The following is a 19271-nucleotide window of genomic DNA, read 5'->3' on the forward strand; positions in this document are numbered from 1 at the left end:
GGATCAACCCGCGCGCGGCGAGGTGAGCCTTAGCAGCCGTCCATCGCTGCCGTCCTCCAGCAGCCACAGCGCACCATCCGGACCGGCCATGACCGCCCGGATGCGTGCGCCCATGTCCCAGCGTTCCGCTTCGCGCGCGGTCGTGCCGTCGAACGCTATCCGCACCAGCGCCGTCGCTGCCAGTCCGCCGACGAATGCCGAGTCGCGCCAGTCAGGAAACATGTTACCGTTGTAGAAGGCCAGACCCGCCGGTGCGATCACCGGCGTCCAGTAGAGCGCCGGCTCGCGGAATTTCGCGTTCCCGGCAGGCGATGCGATCGGGGTGTCGTCGTAATTCTTGCCATAGGAAACGACCGGCCAGCCATAATTGCCGCCTGCCTCGATCAGGTTCAGCTCATCACCGCCCTGCGGTCCCATCTCGGTTTCCCACAACCGCCCCTGCGCGTCGAAGGCGAGGCCATAGGGATTGCGATGCCCGGTCGACCAGGTTTCGGCCGGCGTCAGATTGGGCGCCGGCATCTCCGCCTTACGCACCGCCGCCTTGGCCGCCGCACCGGTATTTTCCGGCGGATCGATGAGGCCGATCACGGTCGCGCCGGTCTTGCCCGCCTGCGGATTGCCGGGAGCGGGCTTGCCATCGAGCGTCAGGCGCAGGATTTTGCCCAACGCCTGATCGGGGTCCTGCGCCGGCGTGAAGCGCTGCCGCTCGCCCGACGTCAGGAACAGGTAGCGGCCGTCGGGCGAGAAGGCGATATAGCCGCCGAACTGCCCGCCCGCACCGCGCGGCAATTGCCGCCACAATACCTGCACGTCGCGAAGCGTTGGCTGCGAAGCGTTGAGGTCGAGCGTGCCGCGCGCCAGCGCCAGCCCATCGCCCCCTTCGCCCGGTTCGGAATAGGTCAGATAGACGTGCTGGGTCTGCGCGTAATCGGGGGATGTCGCGACGAACAACAGCCCACCTTGCCCCTCGAAATGGACCTTCGGTACGCCGGTGACCGGCGTCTTGTTGCCCGATGCGGTCACCAGCCACAGCCCGCCCGGCTTTTCAGTCACGAGCATCCGCTGGTCGGGCAGGAACGCCAGCGCCCATGGATTGTCGAAGGTCGCAACGGTCTCGGTCTTGAACGGCTTGCTCTTGGCCGGCGTCGCCGCACCGTAATTGACGGGCGCCGCTGCCTCCGGCGCGGTCGCGTTCTGTGCCGGCTGGGACGTGCCGCAACCGGGCAGCAACAGCAGGGTGCCGAGGCTTAGCAGGGGAAATCGCAACACAGATCGCCTTTCGGACAGGGGGTCGCTACAGACCGCGACCACGTCAGAAGGGCGATACGATCCCTTCGAAGTCAATAGCCTGGGTCGTGGTCCAAATTATCGCCGTCCGCAATTACCGCTTGCGGCCTGCGGCTTTTTTGTAGGAGTAAACAATCGGTTCGGCAAGAGGTTCGCGCGAAGCGGCCCGTGGATCGAGTGACAACCAACGGAGGAGAGGCGCATGATCCGTTTTCCCGAACTGGCGGCGCTGGCCGCTGCTTTGCTGCAGGGAGCAGCCGCGGTGGCGCAGACGGTGCCAGCCCCAAACACGGCACCCGCATCGGTCCGCGACGTGTCGGTCTCGGTCGATGCACGCACGTCGCTGGGACCGTTGCCGCCCGCATGGCGCTTCTTCGGCGCCGACGAACCCAATTACGCGACGATGAAGGACGGGCGGAAGCTGCTGGTCGAACTGGGCGAACTGAAACCGGGCGAGGTGTTTTTCCGTGCGCACAATCTGCTCAGCACCGGCGACGGCACGGCCGCGTTCAAATGGGGGAGCACCAACGCCTATACCGAGGGACCGGACGGCAAGCCGGTCTATGACTGGACGATCGTCGACAATATCATCGATACCTACCTCGCTCGCGGCGTCCGCCCGTATCTGCAGATCGGCTTCATGCCCCAGGCACTGTCGACCGCGCCGAAGGGTACGCCGTACCAGCATAGCTGGCGGCCCGGCTTCGATTACCGGCTGATCGCGACCGGCTGGACCTATCCGCCGAGCAGTTACGAAAAATGGGCCGAACTGGTCTATCAATGGACCCGGCACAATGTCGAACGCTATGGCGCGGACGAGGTGAACCGTTGGTATTTCGAAGTCTGGAACGAGCCGGATTCGAAATTCTATTGGCAGGCGTCGCCCGAGGATTTCAACAAGCTGCACGATTTTGCGATCGACGCGGTGCGCCGGGCGCTGCCGACGGCGAAGGTCGGCGGCCCCGATGTCGCCGTGGCCGGGGAGTTCATGGAAGGCTTCATGCGCCATGTCGCTTCGGGCCGGAATTACGTGACCGGCCGGACCGGCACGCCGACCGATTTCCTGTCCTTCCATGCCAAGGGCGCGCCGAGCTTCGTCGATGGTCATGTCCGCATGGGGCTGTCGACGCATCTGCGCAATGTCGACCGGGGGTTCACCCGGGTCGCCGGTTTCCCCGCGCTCGCCGCCAAGCCGATCGTGATCGGCGAGAGCGATCCCGAGGGCTGTGCCGCCTGTCCGGGACCGCAAAACGCCTATCGCAACGGTACGATGTATTCGAGCTACACCGCCGCCAGCTTCGCGCGAATCTGGGACCTAGCGGCACGGCGGAAGGTCAATCTCGACGGCATCCTGTCCTGGTCGTTCGAGTTCGAGGACCAGCCGTGGTTCGCGGGCTATCGCCAGCTGTCGACCAACGGCGTCGACCTGCCGGTGCTCAACGTCTTCCGCATGTTCGCGAAAATGGGTCCCGAACGTATCGCCGCGACCAGCAGCGCGCAGGTGCCGCTCGATACGGTCGTGACTGACGGGGTGCGCGGCGATGCCGATATCGGTGCGCTGGCGACGCGCACGCCCGACGGGCGGGTCGCCGTGCTGTTGTGGCATTATCACGACGATGACGTCGCCGGGCCGGTCGCGCGGGTGAAGCTCGACATCGCCGGGGCGAAGGCGAGGTCGGGCAAGCTGTGGCGAGTCGATCGCGACCACGCCAACGCCTTTACCGCATGGCAGCGTATGGGATCGCCGCAATCGCCGAACGAGAAGCAATATGCCGAATTGGAGGCGGCGTCGGCAATGCAGCAAGATACGGTCGTCGTCACCAGCGGCCGGTCCTTCGCCATTGATCTGCCGCGGCAGGGGGTCGCGCTGCTTACGCTCGACGAGCGCTGACGCGGCAGTCTCGCCAAATCCGGTCGTGCGACGTTATGCCGCATCGCACGTTGAGCGTGACGTGTCGAACGGGCGGGAGCATGGACGGAATGACGGCAACGACGGCAGACGGCCGGACAAAGGCAAGCCGCTGGTGGTCGATGTGGGTAGTCGGAGGGGTCGATCATGACGCAGTTCTGCGGCAGATTGCCGAGGATTCAGGCTGGTCGGGGCGCTATGCGTTTCTGATCGTGGTGTCGGCGGCGATCTCGCTGCTGGGGCTGTTAATGCCGTCGGTCGCGGTGCTGATCGGGGCGATGTTGCTGTCGCCGCTGATGATGCCGATCATCGGGCTGGGCTTCGGGATCGCGACGCTTGATACGCGCGAAATCCGGCGAGCGGCGATCGCGTTGGTCGCCGGTGCGGCGATCGCGGTGGCGCTGTCGGTCGTGCTGGTCAGCCTGTCGCCGATCCAGACAATTACCAGCGAGATTGCCGGCCGCACCCGCCCGACGCTGTTCGATCTGCTCGTCGCGCTGCTGTCGGCGGTCGCCGGTGCCTATGCGCTGATCCGCGGTCGGGGCGGCACGGTGGTCGGCGTCGCCATCGCCATCGCGCTGATGCCGCCATTGGCGGTGGTCGGCTTCGGTATCGCCACCCTGAACTGGACCGTCTTTTCGGGATCGGTGCTGTTGTTCCTGACCAACGCGATCACCATCGCGCTGACAGCCGCGCTGGTCGCGCGCGTCTATGGTTTCGGCAGCCATTTGTCGCCGCAGCATACCGGATGGCAGCTGATGCTGTTCGTCGTCGCGCTCGGTGTGCTGTCGGTACCGCTCGGCACCGGTCTGCGCCAGATCGCGTTCGAGGCAGTGGCTCAGCGGCAGGTGCGCGATACGATCCGCGACCGCTTTCCCGACGCCTCGCGGCTGGGACAACTCGATATCGACTATGCCGCGACGCCGATCCGCGTCCGCGCGGTCGTGCTGACTCCGAAGCTCGACCCGCAGGCGGACCGCGTCCTCGCTGCCGATCTGCAAAACCGGCTCGGTCGCCGGATCGACCTCCATGTCGACCAGCTACGCGTCGATCCTGCTGCCGGCGGTGTCGAGGCGGCGCAGATCGCACGGGCCGCGGTCGCGACTCCCGATCCCGACCAAGAACAGCGACGCGCACTCGCCGACCTCGCGCTCATTGCCGGGAGCGAGGCCGCGCCTGCACAGGCCGACCCGACGACCCGGACGTTGCAGGCCACCGCTGCGCCGCTGCCAGGGCTCGGCATGGTGGGGTATCGGGCGCTGGAGGTCCGCGCGCAACAGGCGCTAAACGCATGGCAAGTCCGGCTAGCCCCGCCTGCCGATGCACCGTTGCCGATCGTGGCCATTGACGCTGGCGTGATCGATAGCGGCGCGCTCGACGCCGCGGCGTGGGGATCGGCGCGGCTGGGGCGTCAGATCTCGATCGACGGTGGCACCGCCAGCCAGCGCCGCGCGGTCGCGGAGGGGATCGTCGCCCGGGGCGGCACAGCGGTCGCCGGCAGCGCCGGAGGCGCGCTTCGCCTCGACTGGGTGGCAACGACGTGACCGGTCGCACCCGTTTGCGGTGACTGGCGACGTCCGTGCGCACTGGCGGAACGGCATGCTCCGCCAGTGGGCCGTGATGGTCCGGCAACGTTCTACAGCGTGATGACAACAGGCAGAACCGTTCGTGCTGAGTAGGGGCTGAGCTTGTCGAAGACCCGTATCGAAGCAGCGGCCGCAGACGGTCCTTCGATACGCCATTTCGACAAGCTCAATGGCTACTCAGGACGAACGAGTCAATTTCATGTCATCCAACTCTAATTTCGCACGAAAACGCTTTCGTAAAAGCCGTCGAGCCTGACGGTAACCGTGATCGGTTTGTCCTCGCGGTTCTTCCAGTACCAGCCATGCGTGCCGGCAAAGGGCGCGGTGAAGCTGCCCTGCGAGGACGCGACGTCCTTCTGCTTCCAATAGTCCGTGAACTCGTCCTCCTTGCCCCCGGTAGGTTCGCCGTGCATGTCGGCACGAACGGGACCGGTCGCCGTCCAGCGGAAGTTGAAGCTGTCGCCAGCCTTCATCCGTGCCTTCACCTCGATCCCCTTGCCGGGTTCGAGGATGACCGTCTTCGCATCGCTCCGGAACGGGGTGGCACGTGCGATGTTCGCCTGCGTTTGCGCAGGGACGGCAGCGACCGTCGGGGCGGACGCGGCAACCGGCGAAACGGGTGCGTCTTCCACCGCATCGTCGCCGGCCGCCATCCGGGTAAGGCCCAACGCCTTTCCTACTCCGGTCGGGTCGACGGCATATTCCGCCGGGAGAACGAACAGCACGAGGATAGCGGCACCCGCTGCCAGCGCAGCGACAGAAGCCCGGCCCAGCGTCCGTGGCGTTGCCTGATACGGCGTAGTGGTTGCAGCAGTCATGCGACCTTCTCCGTCATGAAACCGGCAAGCTGGTAGCCGGTGAGAACGATCCCCGCGCACATCAGCGCGGCGTTGGCGACGACGACGCTCCGGGTGAAACTCGGCGAGCGGCGCCACAGCGTCATCAGGATCAGGATGATGCTGAGCGCGAGGAACTGCCCCATTTCCACCCCGATGTTGAAGCTCAGCAGGTTCGGGATCAGCCCATCGCGCGACGCGATCAGGTCCTGCAGCTTGGTCGCCAAGCCAAAGCCGTGAAAGAAGCCGAAGATCAGCACCGCGGCCTTCTGGTTCGGCTGAAACCCGATCAGCGTCGGAAATGCACCCAGATTATCCAGCGCCTTGTAGACGACCGACAGCCCGATGATCGCATCGACCAGAAAGGGGTTGGCGTGAATATTGAAGAACACGCCCGCCATCAGCGTCGTGCTGTGCCCGATCGCGAACAACGTTACATAGGTGCCGACGTCCTTCAGCCGATAGAGGAAGAAGATGACGCCGAACAGGAACAGCAGGTGATCGTACCCGGTCACCATGTGTTTCGCCCCCAGATACATATAGGGCACGATGTTGATGCCGGGATTGTTCTGGATGAACGCCTTGTCCCCCTCGGCGACGCCATGCGCCGCGGCGACGCCATGCAGGCCGAGCGCCAATGCCGCGCCGAGCAGCGGCCACGCGCGACGCAGCCCCCTCATTTGACGGCGAAGGTCGCGGTCTGCCGCGCCTGCGTCTTTCGATCGATCAGCAGGACGCCGACCTTCGATCCGGCGGGGATCTTGGCGCCCTTGGCGACGAACTGGTTGTTGGCAGCCGGCGTCAGCATGACCTCGCTGCGTTGTGCTCCGGTGGTGACGAACAGCTTGCCCATCATGCCGGCGGCGGGAACCTCGTCGCCATCCTCCATGACATAGAGCGACACGCCGGCGGGCGCGCGGACCAGTTCGAACACGGTTTCGCCGACTTCGACGACCTGTCCGCCATGACGCGGCTTGTCGTCGCCATGGGCGAGGGCGGGTGCAGCGATCAACGCGAGTGCGATCGACAGGGTCTTGATCTTCATGGGTGATCTCCTCGAACGATTATTTCTCGGGTGCGTGCGGCAGCGTGAACGACAGCGTCGCGGTATGCTCGTAATGGTCGATCTTGGTCGGCTGGTCGGTCGGCGAGACATAGACGGCGCGCAGCACGTTCAGTCCCTGATTGCGGACCGGGAAGGTGACCGTACCGTCGGCCTTGGTCGCGATTTCCGCCGCGTCGGGATCGTTCACCATGTCGTTGATGACCGTTGCGCCGGACACCGGCTTGCCCTTGAAATAGACCTTGTAGGTCATCGGCGTGCCGAGCTTCGCCGGCAGCGCGCCGACCGGCACGATCTGCAGCAATTGCGACGGGATCAGCGGGACCGGCTTGGTCAGCGTGCCCTGGATGGTGGTCGCGTATTTTACCGTGGTTTCGCTCTTGACCGCATTCGGGACCTCGTCCTTCGGTTTCTTCACGAACTCGCCGTCCGGCAGCTTCGACCAGGTGCCGTTCTGGAGCACCGCGCTCACCAGTGCCGGCGGGGCGTCGGTATCGACAACGACCAGCGACCCGTTGGTGCGCAGTTGCGCGCCGATCGGATTCAGGTCCGCATCCCAGGCCTGCACATTCTCCATGTTGGGCTGCCGCTTCACGGCCTCAAGGTCGTCGGCACCGATGCCGTAGATGATTGCGATCTGCTTGGCACGCTGCGCGAACCAGATTCCATGGGCATTCGCCAATGCAGGCGCGAGAATGCCGGCCGAAACGGCTGCCGTGGACAACAACATTCTTATCTTCGTCACGTCATTCCCCTTTGCTGATCGAAAGTGATGCTAATATGGCTTCGCGGTATCGAATGGCCTTATCGATCCAGCGTTCGGCATAAGCTGCCAAAACAGTCGGAACATGGGGCATTTTGCCGAGAAGGATCTTTGCAGACACATCACCGGGTCGCCGTCAGAAATATTTGCGCGATGGGATATCACGACGCCACCACTTCAATCGCAGAAACCAGGCGGTTGGCAGGTAAAGCGGCACCAGTAGTGCGAAGTGCCAAAGGATGACGCCGCGATAATTGTCGAAGCTATGGCCCGGGTCCCAAAGGGCAGCCGCACTATGATAGACGATGTGCAATATCGTCAGGTGGAACAGGAAGAAGAACATCGGCGCACCGCCGAACACCGCGAGCGCGGCCGTCAGCCGCAAGGTGTCGATACGCAGCATGAGAAGCACGATCAGCCCACGCAAGCCATCGATATCCCGCAGCCGGGTCCGGGCTGCAGGTGTCGCTAAGCTATCCGCGCGTTGCGCGACCGTCGCGGAGCCAATCGAAGCAAACGATGCCATCTGTCATTCCCCGGCTCGACGGGATGGGCCGTCCCTGTCGCAGGATGATGGCGGTAGCGAAGCAATATACCCCGCGTTTATTGCCCGAACCGTCGCATATGCCGGATTTGCAGGACTGTGCGACACGATCTGTCGCGCAGCACTGCAGGTCGGTTCGACGTAATCTAATCCCTATCGTGACAACGGCAGCGCCAGGGGTGCCCGTAACTGCCTCGCCATGGTCACACTGTCCGCCGCAATCCTATGGCTCGGTTGAGTGCCCCCCACTTCCCGGGGTTCGAGTCGATACAGAGCGATGCCCCCTTGGCCACTTCCCGGACGGTCGTCTTCGCGGCTGAGGACGTTGAGCGACAGCCTGCCGTTTGCGTCCGCGTGGAAGCCAAGGCCCTCGATCTCCTGGTCGCCGGCAAGCTTGAGGGAAGCTAATTTCTCCACCGTACCCGTCGTCAAGTTGGCGCGCAGGACCGTTTTGTCGTCGCCATCGGTGGCAAGATAGATCCACCCGTCGCGCACCTTGCCCCCCTGCGCCCGATCGATCGGTCGGGATAGCGGGAGGTAGCGGCGGAAGGTAAAGTCGAGCAGGCTGTAGACGGCCAGTTCGCTCGCCTGATGATAGGCGATGCCATAGGCCACGCCGTTCGCCGCATCGACCGCGATCCAGCTGGCGATGTCGTCGGTCCCATGCGGCGGGCGGAGCGGGTAGGCGCGTCCGGTATAGCGGAACGTGCGCGCGTCGTAGAGCGCCACCGTCGGATGCGCATAGGCCTTGCCGACGGTCGGGTCGATATGGCTCGAATCGAGCGGCACATAGAGCAGGCCATCGGCGTAATCGATGTCGCCGATATGGTTGAGGCCGATCGGCGAGAGCCGCGAAGGTCGCCATAGCCGGGCGGGGATGGCGCTACGGTCGATACGAAGCGTGCGGAAGTCGCTATCGACCCGCTCCAGCGACCGTGTGCCGGAGAATATCCAGTGGACGCCGTCCGTGGTGACGCCTTGGCCGCGGGCGTCGCTGGCTGCCGGACCGTGAAAGAAGCGCCGTTCCACGATGCGCCACGGGTCCGCCGGGGCGGTAGCGGCCGAGGCGGCAGCCATGGTCGCGGTGGCGATCAGGCAGCGTGCGACAAGGAAAGCCAAGCGGCGCATCGATACGCTTCTTCCGTAAAAAGGTGCGGCACCACGCCCGTTCGGCGGGGCTAATGCGGTCGCCCCGCCTGCGGTCACTTGCGCAGCACGGTTTCATCGAACAATCGGCCCGCCGCCGTATAGGCGCGAATGACCATCTCGCGGTCGGAAACGTCGATCAACTGAAAGGTCTGGGTGTCGGTCGCGCTTTTTTCTGCCCATTGCCGGACGCCGCCATCGTACATCTTGGGTCCCGCGACCGCGACGACATAGGTCGCGCCCTTGCCTGGCGTGCCCGGCCCGTCCGGACCGACGGTGCCGCGACCATAGCCATGGTCGTGGCCTTGCAGGACGAGGTCGACCTTATATTTGTCGATCAACGGCTTCAGCGCATCGCGCACCCGTTCGTTGTCGCGCTGCGGCTCCAGCGAATAGAGCGGGAAGTGCAGCACCAACACCGTCCAGCGATTGGGGTTGTGCGCCAGCAGCGGTTCCAGCCATTTCACGATCGCCATGCGCGATTCCGGCACGCCGTGAAGCTGCGGCGCGTCGATCGAGATTAGCCGCAGCCCCTGATAATCGGTGCTCCAGCAAGTATCGCGCAGCCGGTCGAACCCGGCGGGGCCATTGGCGGGCAAGGTGAATTGACGCTGCCATTGCGGGTTCAGCACCGGGCCACGGCCATATTCGTGATTGCCCGGCGTCGGCATCTGCGGCGTCTGGCCATAGGCATAGCCGCCCGCGGCGAACCATTCGCCCCATTCGGCATCGCTGTCGTGGCGGTTGATCAGGTCGCCGCCCTGCACGACGAACGCGGCGTCGCCCGCCATCCGCAGCCCCATGCGCAGCGTCCGCGACGCCTCCGACAGGATCTGGTTCTGCATGTCGCCGATATAGAGGAAGCGGAAAGGGCGCGCGGTCGCGGCGGCGGTGCGGAACTGTAGCCATTCGGACCAGTGCGCGCCGTCGCCGACGCGATAGGCATAGACGGTGTCGGGTTTCAGCCCGGTCATGGTCAGGCTGTGATAGGCGGCATGGAGCGTTGGTGTCTCGCGCACCGCGATCGTCGCGTCGTCGGTCTGCGCGGGCAGGCGCGTCGCGGTCTTGACGAAGTCCGGGCCATCGCCCGCCTCGGCCAGTTCGACCAGCCCGGGCAGCCCCGCCGCCGAGCGCCATGTCACCGCCATGGCATGGGCCGGATCGGCAGCGAGGTTTAGGACGATGCGTTCGGGCGAGGCAGTAGGCGCGGCGAGCGGCGGCTCGGGTGCCTCCTGCGCGGCGATCGGCGCGGCGAACAGCAGGGCACCCAGCAGGAGCATGGGACGAAAGGTCATGGTGCTGGTCCTCAGAAGACGGCGTTGATGCCGAACGAGACGCTGCGGCCGTTCTTGGTATAGGCGCGGCTCGACCCGATGCCGGGTCCGAAGGTCTCCCAATAGGTGTAGTTGTCGAGCAGGTTCTGCACCTGCACCGACAGCGCGACGTCGCCCACCACCTTGTAGCGCGCCGTCAGGTCGACGAACGAGTAACCGTGGTCGTACGGATCGTTGCCGAAATCCTGAATGCCGCCCAGGAACTTCGACTGGTGCGTCCACGACGCATAGATCTCCGCCCTTTTGTGGTTCCAGAACAGCTGGATGTTGGCGATCCGCTCCGGCGTTTCGACCAGCGGCAGGGTGTAGCCATCGGGATGCCAGCTGATCCCGGTAATCGCGCGCGACTTTTGCAGGGTCAGGTTGACGTTGAAGCCGAGGTCCGCGAACGCTCCGGGGAGCCAGTGCAGCATCTGCTGTGCGCTGAACTCCGCGCCATAGACCTGCGCCTGACGCCCGTTATTGGGCATGGCGATCGTCACGCCCTCCGGCGACACCAGTTCGCCGAGCGTCCCGTTGCGCACGTTGCTGGAAGAGGAGCGGAAGAGGAAGTTGCGGATATCCTTGTAGAACAGTGCCGCGCTATAGGCACCGAACTTGCCGGCATAATGTTCCAGCGACAGATCGATATTGACCGCGCGCATCGGCTTCAGCCGCGGATTGCCCTGACGGATGGCCATCAGAACCCATTGCGCGGTCGGGTTTTCGACGCCGTCGCCATCGGGATCGGAGTCGTAGCTATATTCGCGCGACGAACTCATCCGCGCGATATCGGGGCGTGAAAAGCTGGTCCATATCGCGGCGCGCGCCAGCGTCCGCGACGCGACGTCGTAATTGAGGTGGAGCGACGGCAGCACGTTGACGAAGCTGCTATAGTCGGTCGTGTAGCGTTCGCCGCGAACCGGATCGAGCGCATAGGCATCGATATCGTTGGCGGTATGTTCGACGCGGACCCCGCCGATCAACTGTGCCGGACCCCAATGCGCCGTCGCCATCGCATAGCCGGCCAGCACGCGCTCGTCGAACCGGAAGCTGTCCTCACCGGTCAGTTGCGCCGCGTCGGGCGAAACGGCCAAACCGCTGAAGATCGTGCTTGTCCCCTGTTCGGCGCGTTGCAGTTCGGCGAGCATCTTGCGGTTGTCGATCACCGTGCCGAGGCGATAGTCGCCCGTATAGGCACCACCGAACATCGACGTCACCGGCTTGCCGAAGAAGGCGGCGAAGTCGGCCATCGTGCCCTCGGCACTCAGATCGAGGAAGGTGCCGTTGTAGACGCTGCGGCGCGAGCGGAAGACCTTAGCCCCCAGCTTGATCGAATCGAGCCATACCGACCCCGGCGTCCACGACAAATTCATCTGCGACTGCCACAGGCTTTCGCCGCTGCCGCCGACCTCGCCTGACAAACCGTTGAAGGGATATTGGGACGGGTCCTGCACCGCCGCCAGCCCGGCCGGGTTCAGAATCCATTTCGGGAAGCGGGGATCCTGCATGCTGCTGATCGCGACGCCGGTGTTGCCGAGCCAGCCATATTTGTCGCCGCGGAACTGAAGGTCGTAGCTGTCGTCCAGATTGTCTTCGGAACGCGAGAAGGACAGGTCATAGTCGAGCTTGACCGCAGCGAAGTCGCTGACGCCGCCGATATTGACCGACGCCAACGTACCGGTGTTGCGCGCACCGCTCCAGAAGCGGCGCAGGCGGAAACCCTGCGGATCCCATTGGCCCGAGCCGCCATACAGCGAATAGAGCGATTTGGTCTTGCGATCCGCATCGGTGATGCGACCGTCCTTGTCCTGATCGATGATCTGCGCGGTCGTGTAGCCGTAGATGCGCCCCTTCTTCGTATCATAGCCGATGACCGCATTGCCCGGCTGCTGGAGGTCCAGGGCGCCGGCATCGCGCTGCACCAGTCGCGTCGAGTTCCGGCCGGTGTCGCTGCGGAAATTCAGTTCGTTGTCGAATTGGGTGTTGCTGTAGCGGTTGTACTGACCGCGCAGATGGAACTGGTGGTCTTCGGGGCGCCAGTCGATACTGCCGTTTACGCCCCAGCGTTTCACGTCCGTCTCACCCATCGCCAGGCTCATGCCGCGCATGACGAAGTCGGCCGGGTCCCAGCCAAGCGTCTCACTGTCCGCATACCAGCGGCGCGGCTGGTTATCGCCGTCGCCGCCGTTCGATTCATATTGCGACCGGCGGCGGCTCCAGCTTCCGGTCAGGAAGACGCCGAAGTCGTCGGTGATGCGGCGACCGACCGATGCCGATATCTGCCCCGAGCCGCGACGATCGAACTTGCGGAGCCAGCCGGCCTGCGCGTTGACCAGATAATATTCCGGCTTGCGGTCGAAAGCGGTCGGCGTACGGATGTCGATCCCGCCGCCCAGCGCATCGCCGTCGCGATCGGGCGTCAACGACTTGTAGACGGTGATCGTGTCGATCCCGTCGGGCGGCAGCACGCTGAGGCGGACGCCGCGAAAGAAATTGTCGTCGCGCGAGCCTGCACCGCCCATCCGCACGCCGTTGACCGCATAGCTGTTCAGTTCGGTGGAAAGGCCGCGGATCGTGATGCGGTCGCCTTCGCCGGTGGTCGGGTTGCGGACCGCATTGACGCCGGGCATCCGCGCCATGGATTCGGCGACGTTGTTCACCGGCAGTTCGCCCATATCATCCGCGCTGATCGAGTCCGATATGACGCGGTTGCGGCGCTTGAGGTCGGTCGACTGCTTGAATGCGGCGGCATAGCCGGTGACAACGATTTCGTCGCTGGCGGCGGCCACCGCCGGGGCGGATCGGTCCGCGACGGGAACGGCGGCGCTTCTGATGGCACGGGCGGCAGCGTTCGGACGCGAGACCGGCTTCGCCGTGCGCAGGCGCAGGACAATGGTGCTCCCGACAATGCGCGCCTCGACATCGGTACCCGCGGTGATCTGCGCCAGCGCGCGGCTGGCATTGATCCGGCCATCGACGGCGCGACTGCGGCGGCCCTGCAACAGATCGGGCCGTGCCGCGAGTTGCAGCCCGGTCGTCCGGGCGAATTCTTTCAGCGCGTTGCCAAGATCCTGTGTCGCGATATGGAAATCTCGCGTTGCGCTCGTGGCATTGCCTTGCCGTGCTTCGGCGCCCGTAGCGTAGACAAGCGCAATCATCGCCGGCCCCATGGCCAGCGCCTTCTTCATCGTCATCGGAACTCCCCCGCAGGTCGATCATCGGCCTTCGCGGGTAAGACGGTCGAGGATCGATGAACCCGACAAAAAAATGTTATGGCAATTTGGTGACAATTACCGCTGTTCTACGGCGGCGGTGACGACGTAGCGTTTGCCGGTGTCGCGCCATGCCAGCCCCATGCCCAGCGCCAGCCCGTCGAGCGCGCGTGCCGGGTGACGCAGATCGAACCGGCCGCTGGTGCGCATCGCGCCGATGCCGGGCGTGGCGAGCATAATCGGCTTGGCCGAGAAACGGTTGAGCCGCGTCACGACCTCTGCCAGCGGCCAATCGTCGACCTCCAGCCACCCACCGATCCATTCCGGCGCGCTGCCGCTCGAGGGCGCCAGTCGCTTCATGCCGCCGGGTGCCCAGCGCGCGCCCTGGCCGGCGCGGACGACCCAGTTCACGCGGTCCGCCCCGCCGAACGACACGGCACCGCGATAAACGCGCAGCGCGGCGGCGCCTCCGCCCTGCCGTTCCACGTCGAAAGCGGTGCCCAACACGCGCGCCTCCGCGTCGCCGACCGCGACCGAGAACGGCCGGAAGCGGCGATGCGCGACATCGAAGAAAGCCTCTCCGCGGACCAGCTCCGCGCTGCGGTTCCAAGGCGTCATTCGCACATCGAGTTCGCTGTCGCCGGCGAGCACCACCCGCGAGCCGTCTTCCAGCACCGTCGTTCGCGTCGTCCCCGCCGGTACGACGACATGCCGATGCGCGAAACCGGGCATGAACCATAGTCCGGCCGCCAGACAGGCGGCGAGGGCACCGGCGAGCATCATGCGCGGTTGCCGACGATGACCGGCGGTGTCGGTCGCGCCCAGCGCTTCCGCCAGCGCGGGACCGACCCATAGCGCCTGCACCGCGCCATAGCGTTCGGCATGGCGCGGATCGGCCATGATCCAGGCATCGAACCGGGCCAGCAGTTCGGCATCCTGTACCGGTCGCGCCAGCCGCTCGACCCACGCCGCCGCCGCCAGATCCACTGCGTCCGTCGACAGGCTCATGCGCTCAGATCCTCCAGGCCCAGCCCGTTACGCTCCAGCGCCGCGCGCAGATCGGTCAGCCCCCGCGCGATATGCTTCTCCACGGCGGCCGAGGAAAGCGACAGATCGGCGGCAATCGCAGCACAACTCTGTCCATTGAGACGGCGACGGACAATCACCTCACGGCGCAGCGGCGGCATGCGCCGCAACGCCCGCGACAGAATGTCCACCATCTGCCGAGATCCCACGATACGCTCCGCACAGGGCGCGGCGCACGCAATCTCCTCGTCCGGCAAATCCGTCATGCGCGATTGCTGGCGGGCCCGATCGATCAGCAAATTGTCCGCAATCCGGAAGGCGAGTGCATGGACGCTGCCGATCTGCTGACAGCGGCGAAGGTCGATCAGGCGCAGCACCACTTCCTGCGCGACATCGTTCGCACCCTCGCGATCGGCCGTGCGATGACGCAAATAGCGCAACACCGCGTCCTGCACGCCGTGCCAGTCCGTCACGTCGTCCGGTGCATCGATCGAACAGTGCGACGCCATGGCGGCCGGTCTGATCTCCGTTGTCGTTCCGGAGGCGATCTAATCTGCGGAATTGACAAGTTCGCGACAGGCCGCGCGTGAATTGTGAACTGCACGCCTGCGCGTTCGTCTAGTCCTCGGGCGGCCGCCTATGGCGTCACGAGCATACGCCGCTGGACGCAAAGGGCGGAACGCTGCGGCCGCGGAAGCGCAGGACGACCCGATCGACGTCATGCGCTTCCGCCGCGGTCCGGGCGGGCGACCCAACGGGCGACCGACAGCATCCGCGAGCATCGTTGCGGCGGAAGCGGCAGATACGATGCCGAGGATGTGCCGGGACCGGTCAGGCGGATAGATCGAGTGTAGCGACGCCCGCGGCCGATCCGACCAGGCTATAGACATAATGGTCGATGCCGGTCGCCTCGTCGCGCCAGATGCCGTCATATTCGAGCGCGACGACGCGCTTGCCGGCGGCACCCATGATGCTGACCTGCCCGCCGCCGGTCAGGTCGAGCAGCTTGTTGCGGCCGAAGGTGACGACACCGTTGCCGTCGCTGTCGAACAGCGCGACGTCGGTGACCAGCACATCCTCCGAAGAGAAGTCGAGAATGCGGTCGAGCGTCTGCGCCCGGGCACGCGACAGGCCGTTGTCGCCGATCGAGAAGAAGAACGCGTCGGCGCCCGCACCGCCGCGCATGGTGTCCGATCCCGCTCCGCCGACCAACCGGTCGTTGCCGGCATTGCCGGACAGCGTATCGTTGCCCGCGCCACCCTCGATCAGGTCGGCGAGGACCGTACCGTCGAGCACGTCATTGTCGGCCCCGCCGACGATACGCGATCGCGCGATGTAGCCGGGCGATCCGGTCTCGCTGTTCCCGGTGCTGCCCGGGACGGTGAAGGCGCCGTCGACGCCGGCGGTGGCGATCGTCGTCAGACGGGCATTGTTCAGCCCGGCGGCATTGTCGAAGGTTGCCAGCGCCGGGACGCCGGTCGACGCGCCGAAGGTGACGTTGGCCGCAACGGCGCCGGCGGCATCGAACAAGACGACCGCGTCGCCGCTTCCGCTCAACCCGATGCCCGAACCGGTATAGCTGCCGAAGGTCAGCCCGGCCGGTGCCTGTCCACCGAACCAGGTCTCGACGAAGGTCCTGGCGGTCGAGGCAAGGTCGCTGGTCTGCAGGAAGATCACCGATTGCCCGGCGGCGATGCTGGTCACGCCGCCCAGTGCGACCGATGCGGCGAAGCTGTTCGAATCGTCGTCGACGCGCCACCCGGCGATATCGACCGCTGCATCGGAAAAGTTGGTCAACTCGAACCAGTCGGCGCGGACCGGGCTGTCGCCGCTGGCCCAGGGCGCAACTTCGGTAATGCGGATCGCCGGGCCGATGCCTTCGTTCGCGATGTCGCGGACGTTCAGCACATAATCGGTGGTGGCGTCGGGCGTCGCGCCCACGGTCTGGTCGTCGACGGTGACGGTGACGGCGTAGCTGGTCTTGCTCTCGTAATCGAGATTGGTGCCGGCCCTGAGATACAGGCCGTTCGCATCGACTTCGAAAAAGGCCGCGTCCGAGCCGGTCAGGCCCAGTGCGTTGGTGCCGCGTCCGTCATCGACGATGGCGATATCGGCCACCTTGATCCGGTTCAGCGTAGTGCTGTTCTCATCGATGCTGCCCAGCGCATTGGCGAGGGTGACGGCGCTCGGCGCGACATTGCTGTCGTCGACGATCGTGCGGATCGACCCCGGCGATCCCGTCTCGGTGCCGTTTGCGGTCGTCACCTGATAGGCGCCGTTGCTGCCGATGGTGCTGATCTGCGTGATCGCGCCGGTCAAGCCGGCGCCATTGTCGAACGTCGCTAGCGAGGGCAGCGCGGTCGACTGGCCGAAGCTGACGCTGGTCCGCAGCGTATTGACGGCATCGTAAAGGTTGACCTGATCGCCACCGGTGCTGAGGCCGATCCCCGATCCCGTATAGGTGCCGATCTGGACCCCGTCGGGCAGCTTGCCGCCGAACCAGGTGGCGATGAACGCCTGAACCTCGGCGGCGCCGCCATTGACGAAGATGACCGATTCCCCGGCCGCGATCTCCTCGACGCCGGCCAGGGCGACGGCGGCGATCGGCGATTGCGAATTATCGTCGACCTTCCACCCGGTCAGGTCGATGGCGAGACCGGTCGAGTTGGTGACCTCGAACCAGTCGGCACCGACCGGGCTGTCGCCGCTTGCCCAGGGAGCGACCTCGGACACGAACAGCTTGCCGACGGTACCGGGCGAACCGATCGCTGCGGTCGCGCCGTCGCCAACCGCGACCGCGCCGTTCCGGCCGGCTTCGCTCAAGGTGGTGACTTCACCGTTGTTGATCGCGCCTGCGTTGTTGAAGGTCGCGAATGGGCTGGCGGCGGGCGACGCGCCGAAGCTGACGCTGGCACGCACCTCGCCCGCGGTGTCGTACAGATTGACCTGATCGCCATTGCTGCTGAGGCCGACGCCCGCCCCGGTATAGGCTCCGAATTGAAGTCCCGCCGGTGCCTTCCCCCCGAACCATGCGTCGATGAACGCCGCCTTGGTCGCGGCCAGATCGGCGGTTTCGAAGAAGATCACCGACTCGCCCGCGCCGATTCTGTCGATACCGGTCAATGCACGCGCGTTGCTGAACTGCGCCGAATTGTCGTCCATCTTCCATCCGGTGATGTCGATTGCGACATCCCCATTGTTGGTGACTTCGAACCAATCCGCGGCGACCGGGCTGTTGCTGCTCGACCATGGCGCGATTTCGGAGATGAACAGCGTCGGCTTCGCGACTTCGTTCGTGATGTCGGTAACGTTCAGCACGTAATCGACGCTGGCATCGACCGCGCCGCCGACATTGGGATCGTCGACGGTGACGGTAACGGCGTAGCTGGTCTTGGTCTCGTAATCGAGTTTCGTTCCGGCCTTCAGATACAGGCCGGTCGAATCGACTTCGAAGAAGGTGGCGTCGGCGCCGGTGACCGCCAGCTGGTTCACGCCGATGCCGTCGTCGGTGACCAGCACGTCGGCGACCTTCGTCCGGCGGGCGGTGCCGCTATTCTCCTCGATCTCCGACAGCGCGTTGGCCAGCGTGACCGCTGTCGGCGCGGCATTGGGGAAGTCGGCGGGGGCATAGACCCAGAGTTGCGGATGATCGGCGTCGCCGCCGCCATTTTCGTTGACGACGTAGATGAAGCCGTTGCGATCGACGGTAATCCCTTCATGCTGCTGGTCGGCGACGCCCAGCGGGTTGCCGGCATCGGTCTTGATGACCAGCTCGCTCAGGATGTTGCCGGCGCGATCGACCTTGACGATCTTGCCTTCCTCCTGACTGATGATGAGGAGATTATCGGCTTCGCTGGTGCCGGCCAGCGACGGAATGTTCGATAGCGCGAACACGTCGGCGACGTCGGACAGGCCGAGCAGGGCCGGGTCGAACAGGTTCGCCGAATTTTCGGTCGTCGCCGACCCGTTGCTGGCGATGTTGTTGGCGAAGTCCAGCGTCGTCTGGAACACGCCGATCGGACCGGCTTCCTTGACGAAGATGAAACCCTTGGTCAGCGGATCGTAGCTCAACCCTTCCAACCCGATATTGTTGACGAAGGTGCCGAGGTTGACGACCTGCGCATCGGCGCGGGTCTTCGTCGCGCCTGCTTCATAGGTGATAAGCACGGCGTTGCGGTCGCGTTCTTCAGTGAAGACGAATTGGCCGTTGCCGACATAGGTAATGCCTTCGGGATCGAAGAAGGCGGTGCCTTGCGGACTGTTGCCCGCGCCCAGCGTCATGGTGCTGACCAGCTTGCCGGTCTTGTCGACTTCGGTGATCGACCGGCCGCCGTCGCCGACGATGAACAGCGTGTCGGTATCCCAGTTATAGGCGACGCCCGACGCTTCCTGTCCCAGCACATTGCCGGCGGGGGCCGCAGTGCGGGTGGGTTCCGGCAGGTCGTAGCGGCCGACCCGGACATAGTTCGAAAGATCCATCACCCACTCCCTGCGCGTCCCGTTGCGGCCTGTCGCCGCGAAGAGATGTTGGAGTGCAGGGACTGCGTGGCATGGCGATTACCGTGTCATGACGTCCGCATGAC

General features: G+C 65.1%; 14 protein-coding genes. 2 read left to right on the forward strand and 12 right to left on the reverse strand.

What is annotated here, in order from left to right:
• Positions 1 to 3 precede the first annotated feature (3 nt).
• Positions 4 to 1269 carry a PQQ-dependent sugar dehydrogenase gene (locus AAIO73_RS06135; RefSeq protein ID WP_345876849.1) on the reverse strand — a complete coding sequence of 422 codons (1266 nt, stop codon included), beginning with the start codon at positions 1267 to 1269 and terminating at the stop codon, positions 4 to 6.
• A gap of 220 nt (positions 1270 to 1489) precedes the next feature.
• Between AAIO73_RS06135 and AAIO73_RS06140 the strand changes: the two genes are divergently transcribed.
• On the forward strand, positions 1490 to 3178 hold the full coding sequence (locus AAIO73_RS06140) for a GH39 family glycosyl hydrolase (RefSeq protein WP_345876850.1): 1689 nt from the start codon (positions 1490 to 1492) through the stop codon (positions 3176 to 3178).
• Between the two features lie 80 nt (positions 3179 to 3258).
• A complete protein-coding gene (locus tag AAIO73_RS06145; RefSeq protein WP_345876851.1) occupies positions 3259 to 4740 on the forward strand; it encodes a DUF389 domain-containing protein in 1482 nt (493 codons plus the stop codon).
• Positions 4741 to 4994: 254 nt separating this feature from the next.
• On the opposite strand, the gene AAIO73_RS06150 is transcribed toward AAIO73_RS06145, so the two are convergent.
• The 11 genes from AAIO73_RS06150 to AAIO73_RS06200 all read right to left on the reverse strand — a co-directional run bounded on the left by AAIO73_RS06150 (position 4995) and on the right by AAIO73_RS06200 (position 19167).
• Positions 4995 to 5600: a hypothetical protein gene (locus AAIO73_RS06150; RefSeq protein ID WP_345876852.1), complete on the reverse strand. Its 606-nt coding sequence runs from the start codon at positions 5598 to 5600 to the stop codon at positions 4995 to 4997.
• Positions 5597 to 6298 (reverse strand): HupE/UreJ family protein, encoded by a 702-nt coding sequence (locus tag AAIO73_RS06155; RefSeq protein WP_345876853.1) that lies wholly within the window; start codon positions 6296 to 6298, stop codon positions 5597 to 5599. The genes AAIO73_RS06150 and AAIO73_RS06155 overlap by 4 nt, the downstream gene beginning before the upstream one ends.
• The gene (locus AAIO73_RS06160; protein WP_242116407.1) at positions 6295 to 6663 is read right to left on the reverse strand and encodes a hypothetical protein; all 369 of its coding nucleotides are present in this window, start codon (positions 6661 to 6663) and stop codon (positions 6295 to 6297) included. The genes AAIO73_RS06155 and AAIO73_RS06160 overlap by 4 nt, the downstream gene beginning before the upstream one ends.
• A 19-nt stretch (positions 6664 to 6682) precedes the next feature.
• On the reverse strand, positions 6683 to 7411 hold the full coding sequence (locus tag AAIO73_RS06165; protein WP_345876854.1) for a DUF4198 domain-containing protein: 729 nt from the start codon (positions 7409 to 7411) through the stop codon (positions 6683 to 6685).
• A gap of 169 nt (positions 7412 to 7580) precedes the next feature.
• Positions 7581 to 7970, reverse strand: coding sequence for a hypothetical protein (locus AAIO73_RS06170; protein WP_345876855.1), 390 nt, complete (start codon positions 7968 to 7970; stop codon positions 7581 to 7583).
• Between the two features lie 171 nt (positions 7971 to 8141).
• Positions 8142 to 9116, reverse strand: a complete 975-nt coding sequence (locus tag AAIO73_RS06175; protein WP_345876856.1) for a hypothetical protein — start codon at positions 9114 to 9116, stop codon at positions 8142 to 8144.
• Positions 9117 to 9190: 74 nt separating this feature from the next.
• Positions 9191 to 10429, reverse strand: coding sequence for a purple acid phosphatase family protein (locus AAIO73_RS06180; protein WP_345876857.1), 1239 nt, complete (start codon positions 10427 to 10429; stop codon positions 9191 to 9193).
• Between the two features lie 11 nt (positions 10430 to 10440).
• A complete protein-coding gene (locus tag AAIO73_RS06185; RefSeq protein ID WP_345876858.1) occupies positions 10441 to 13644 on the reverse strand; it encodes a TonB-dependent receptor in 3204 nt (1067 codons plus the stop codon).
• Positions 13645 to 13740: 96 nt separating this feature from the next.
• Positions 13741 to 14670, reverse strand: a complete 930-nt coding sequence (locus AAIO73_RS06190) for a FecR family protein (protein ID WP_345876859.1) — start codon at positions 14668 to 14670, stop codon at positions 13741 to 13743.
• Positions 14667 to 15143 carry an RNA polymerase sigma factor gene (locus AAIO73_RS06195; RefSeq protein ID WP_345876860.1) on the reverse strand — a complete coding sequence of 159 codons (477 nt, stop codon included), beginning with the start codon at positions 15141 to 15143 and terminating at the stop codon, positions 14667 to 14669. Before AAIO73_RS06195 ends, AAIO73_RS06190 begins: the two co-directional genes overlap by 4 nt.
• 376 nt (positions 15144 to 15519) lie before the next feature.
• Positions 15520 to 19167 carry a lamin tail domain-containing protein gene (locus AAIO73_RS06200; RefSeq protein WP_345876861.1) on the reverse strand — a complete coding sequence of 1216 codons (3648 nt, stop codon included), beginning with the start codon at positions 19165 to 19167 and terminating at the stop codon, positions 15520 to 15522.
• Positions 19168 to 19271: the final 104 nt, after the last annotated feature.

The sequence above is a fragment of the Sphingomonas epibiotica genome, assembly GCF_039615155.1.
Lineage (GTDB): Bacteria > Pseudomonadota > Alphaproteobacteria > Sphingomonadales > Sphingomonadaceae > Sphingomonas.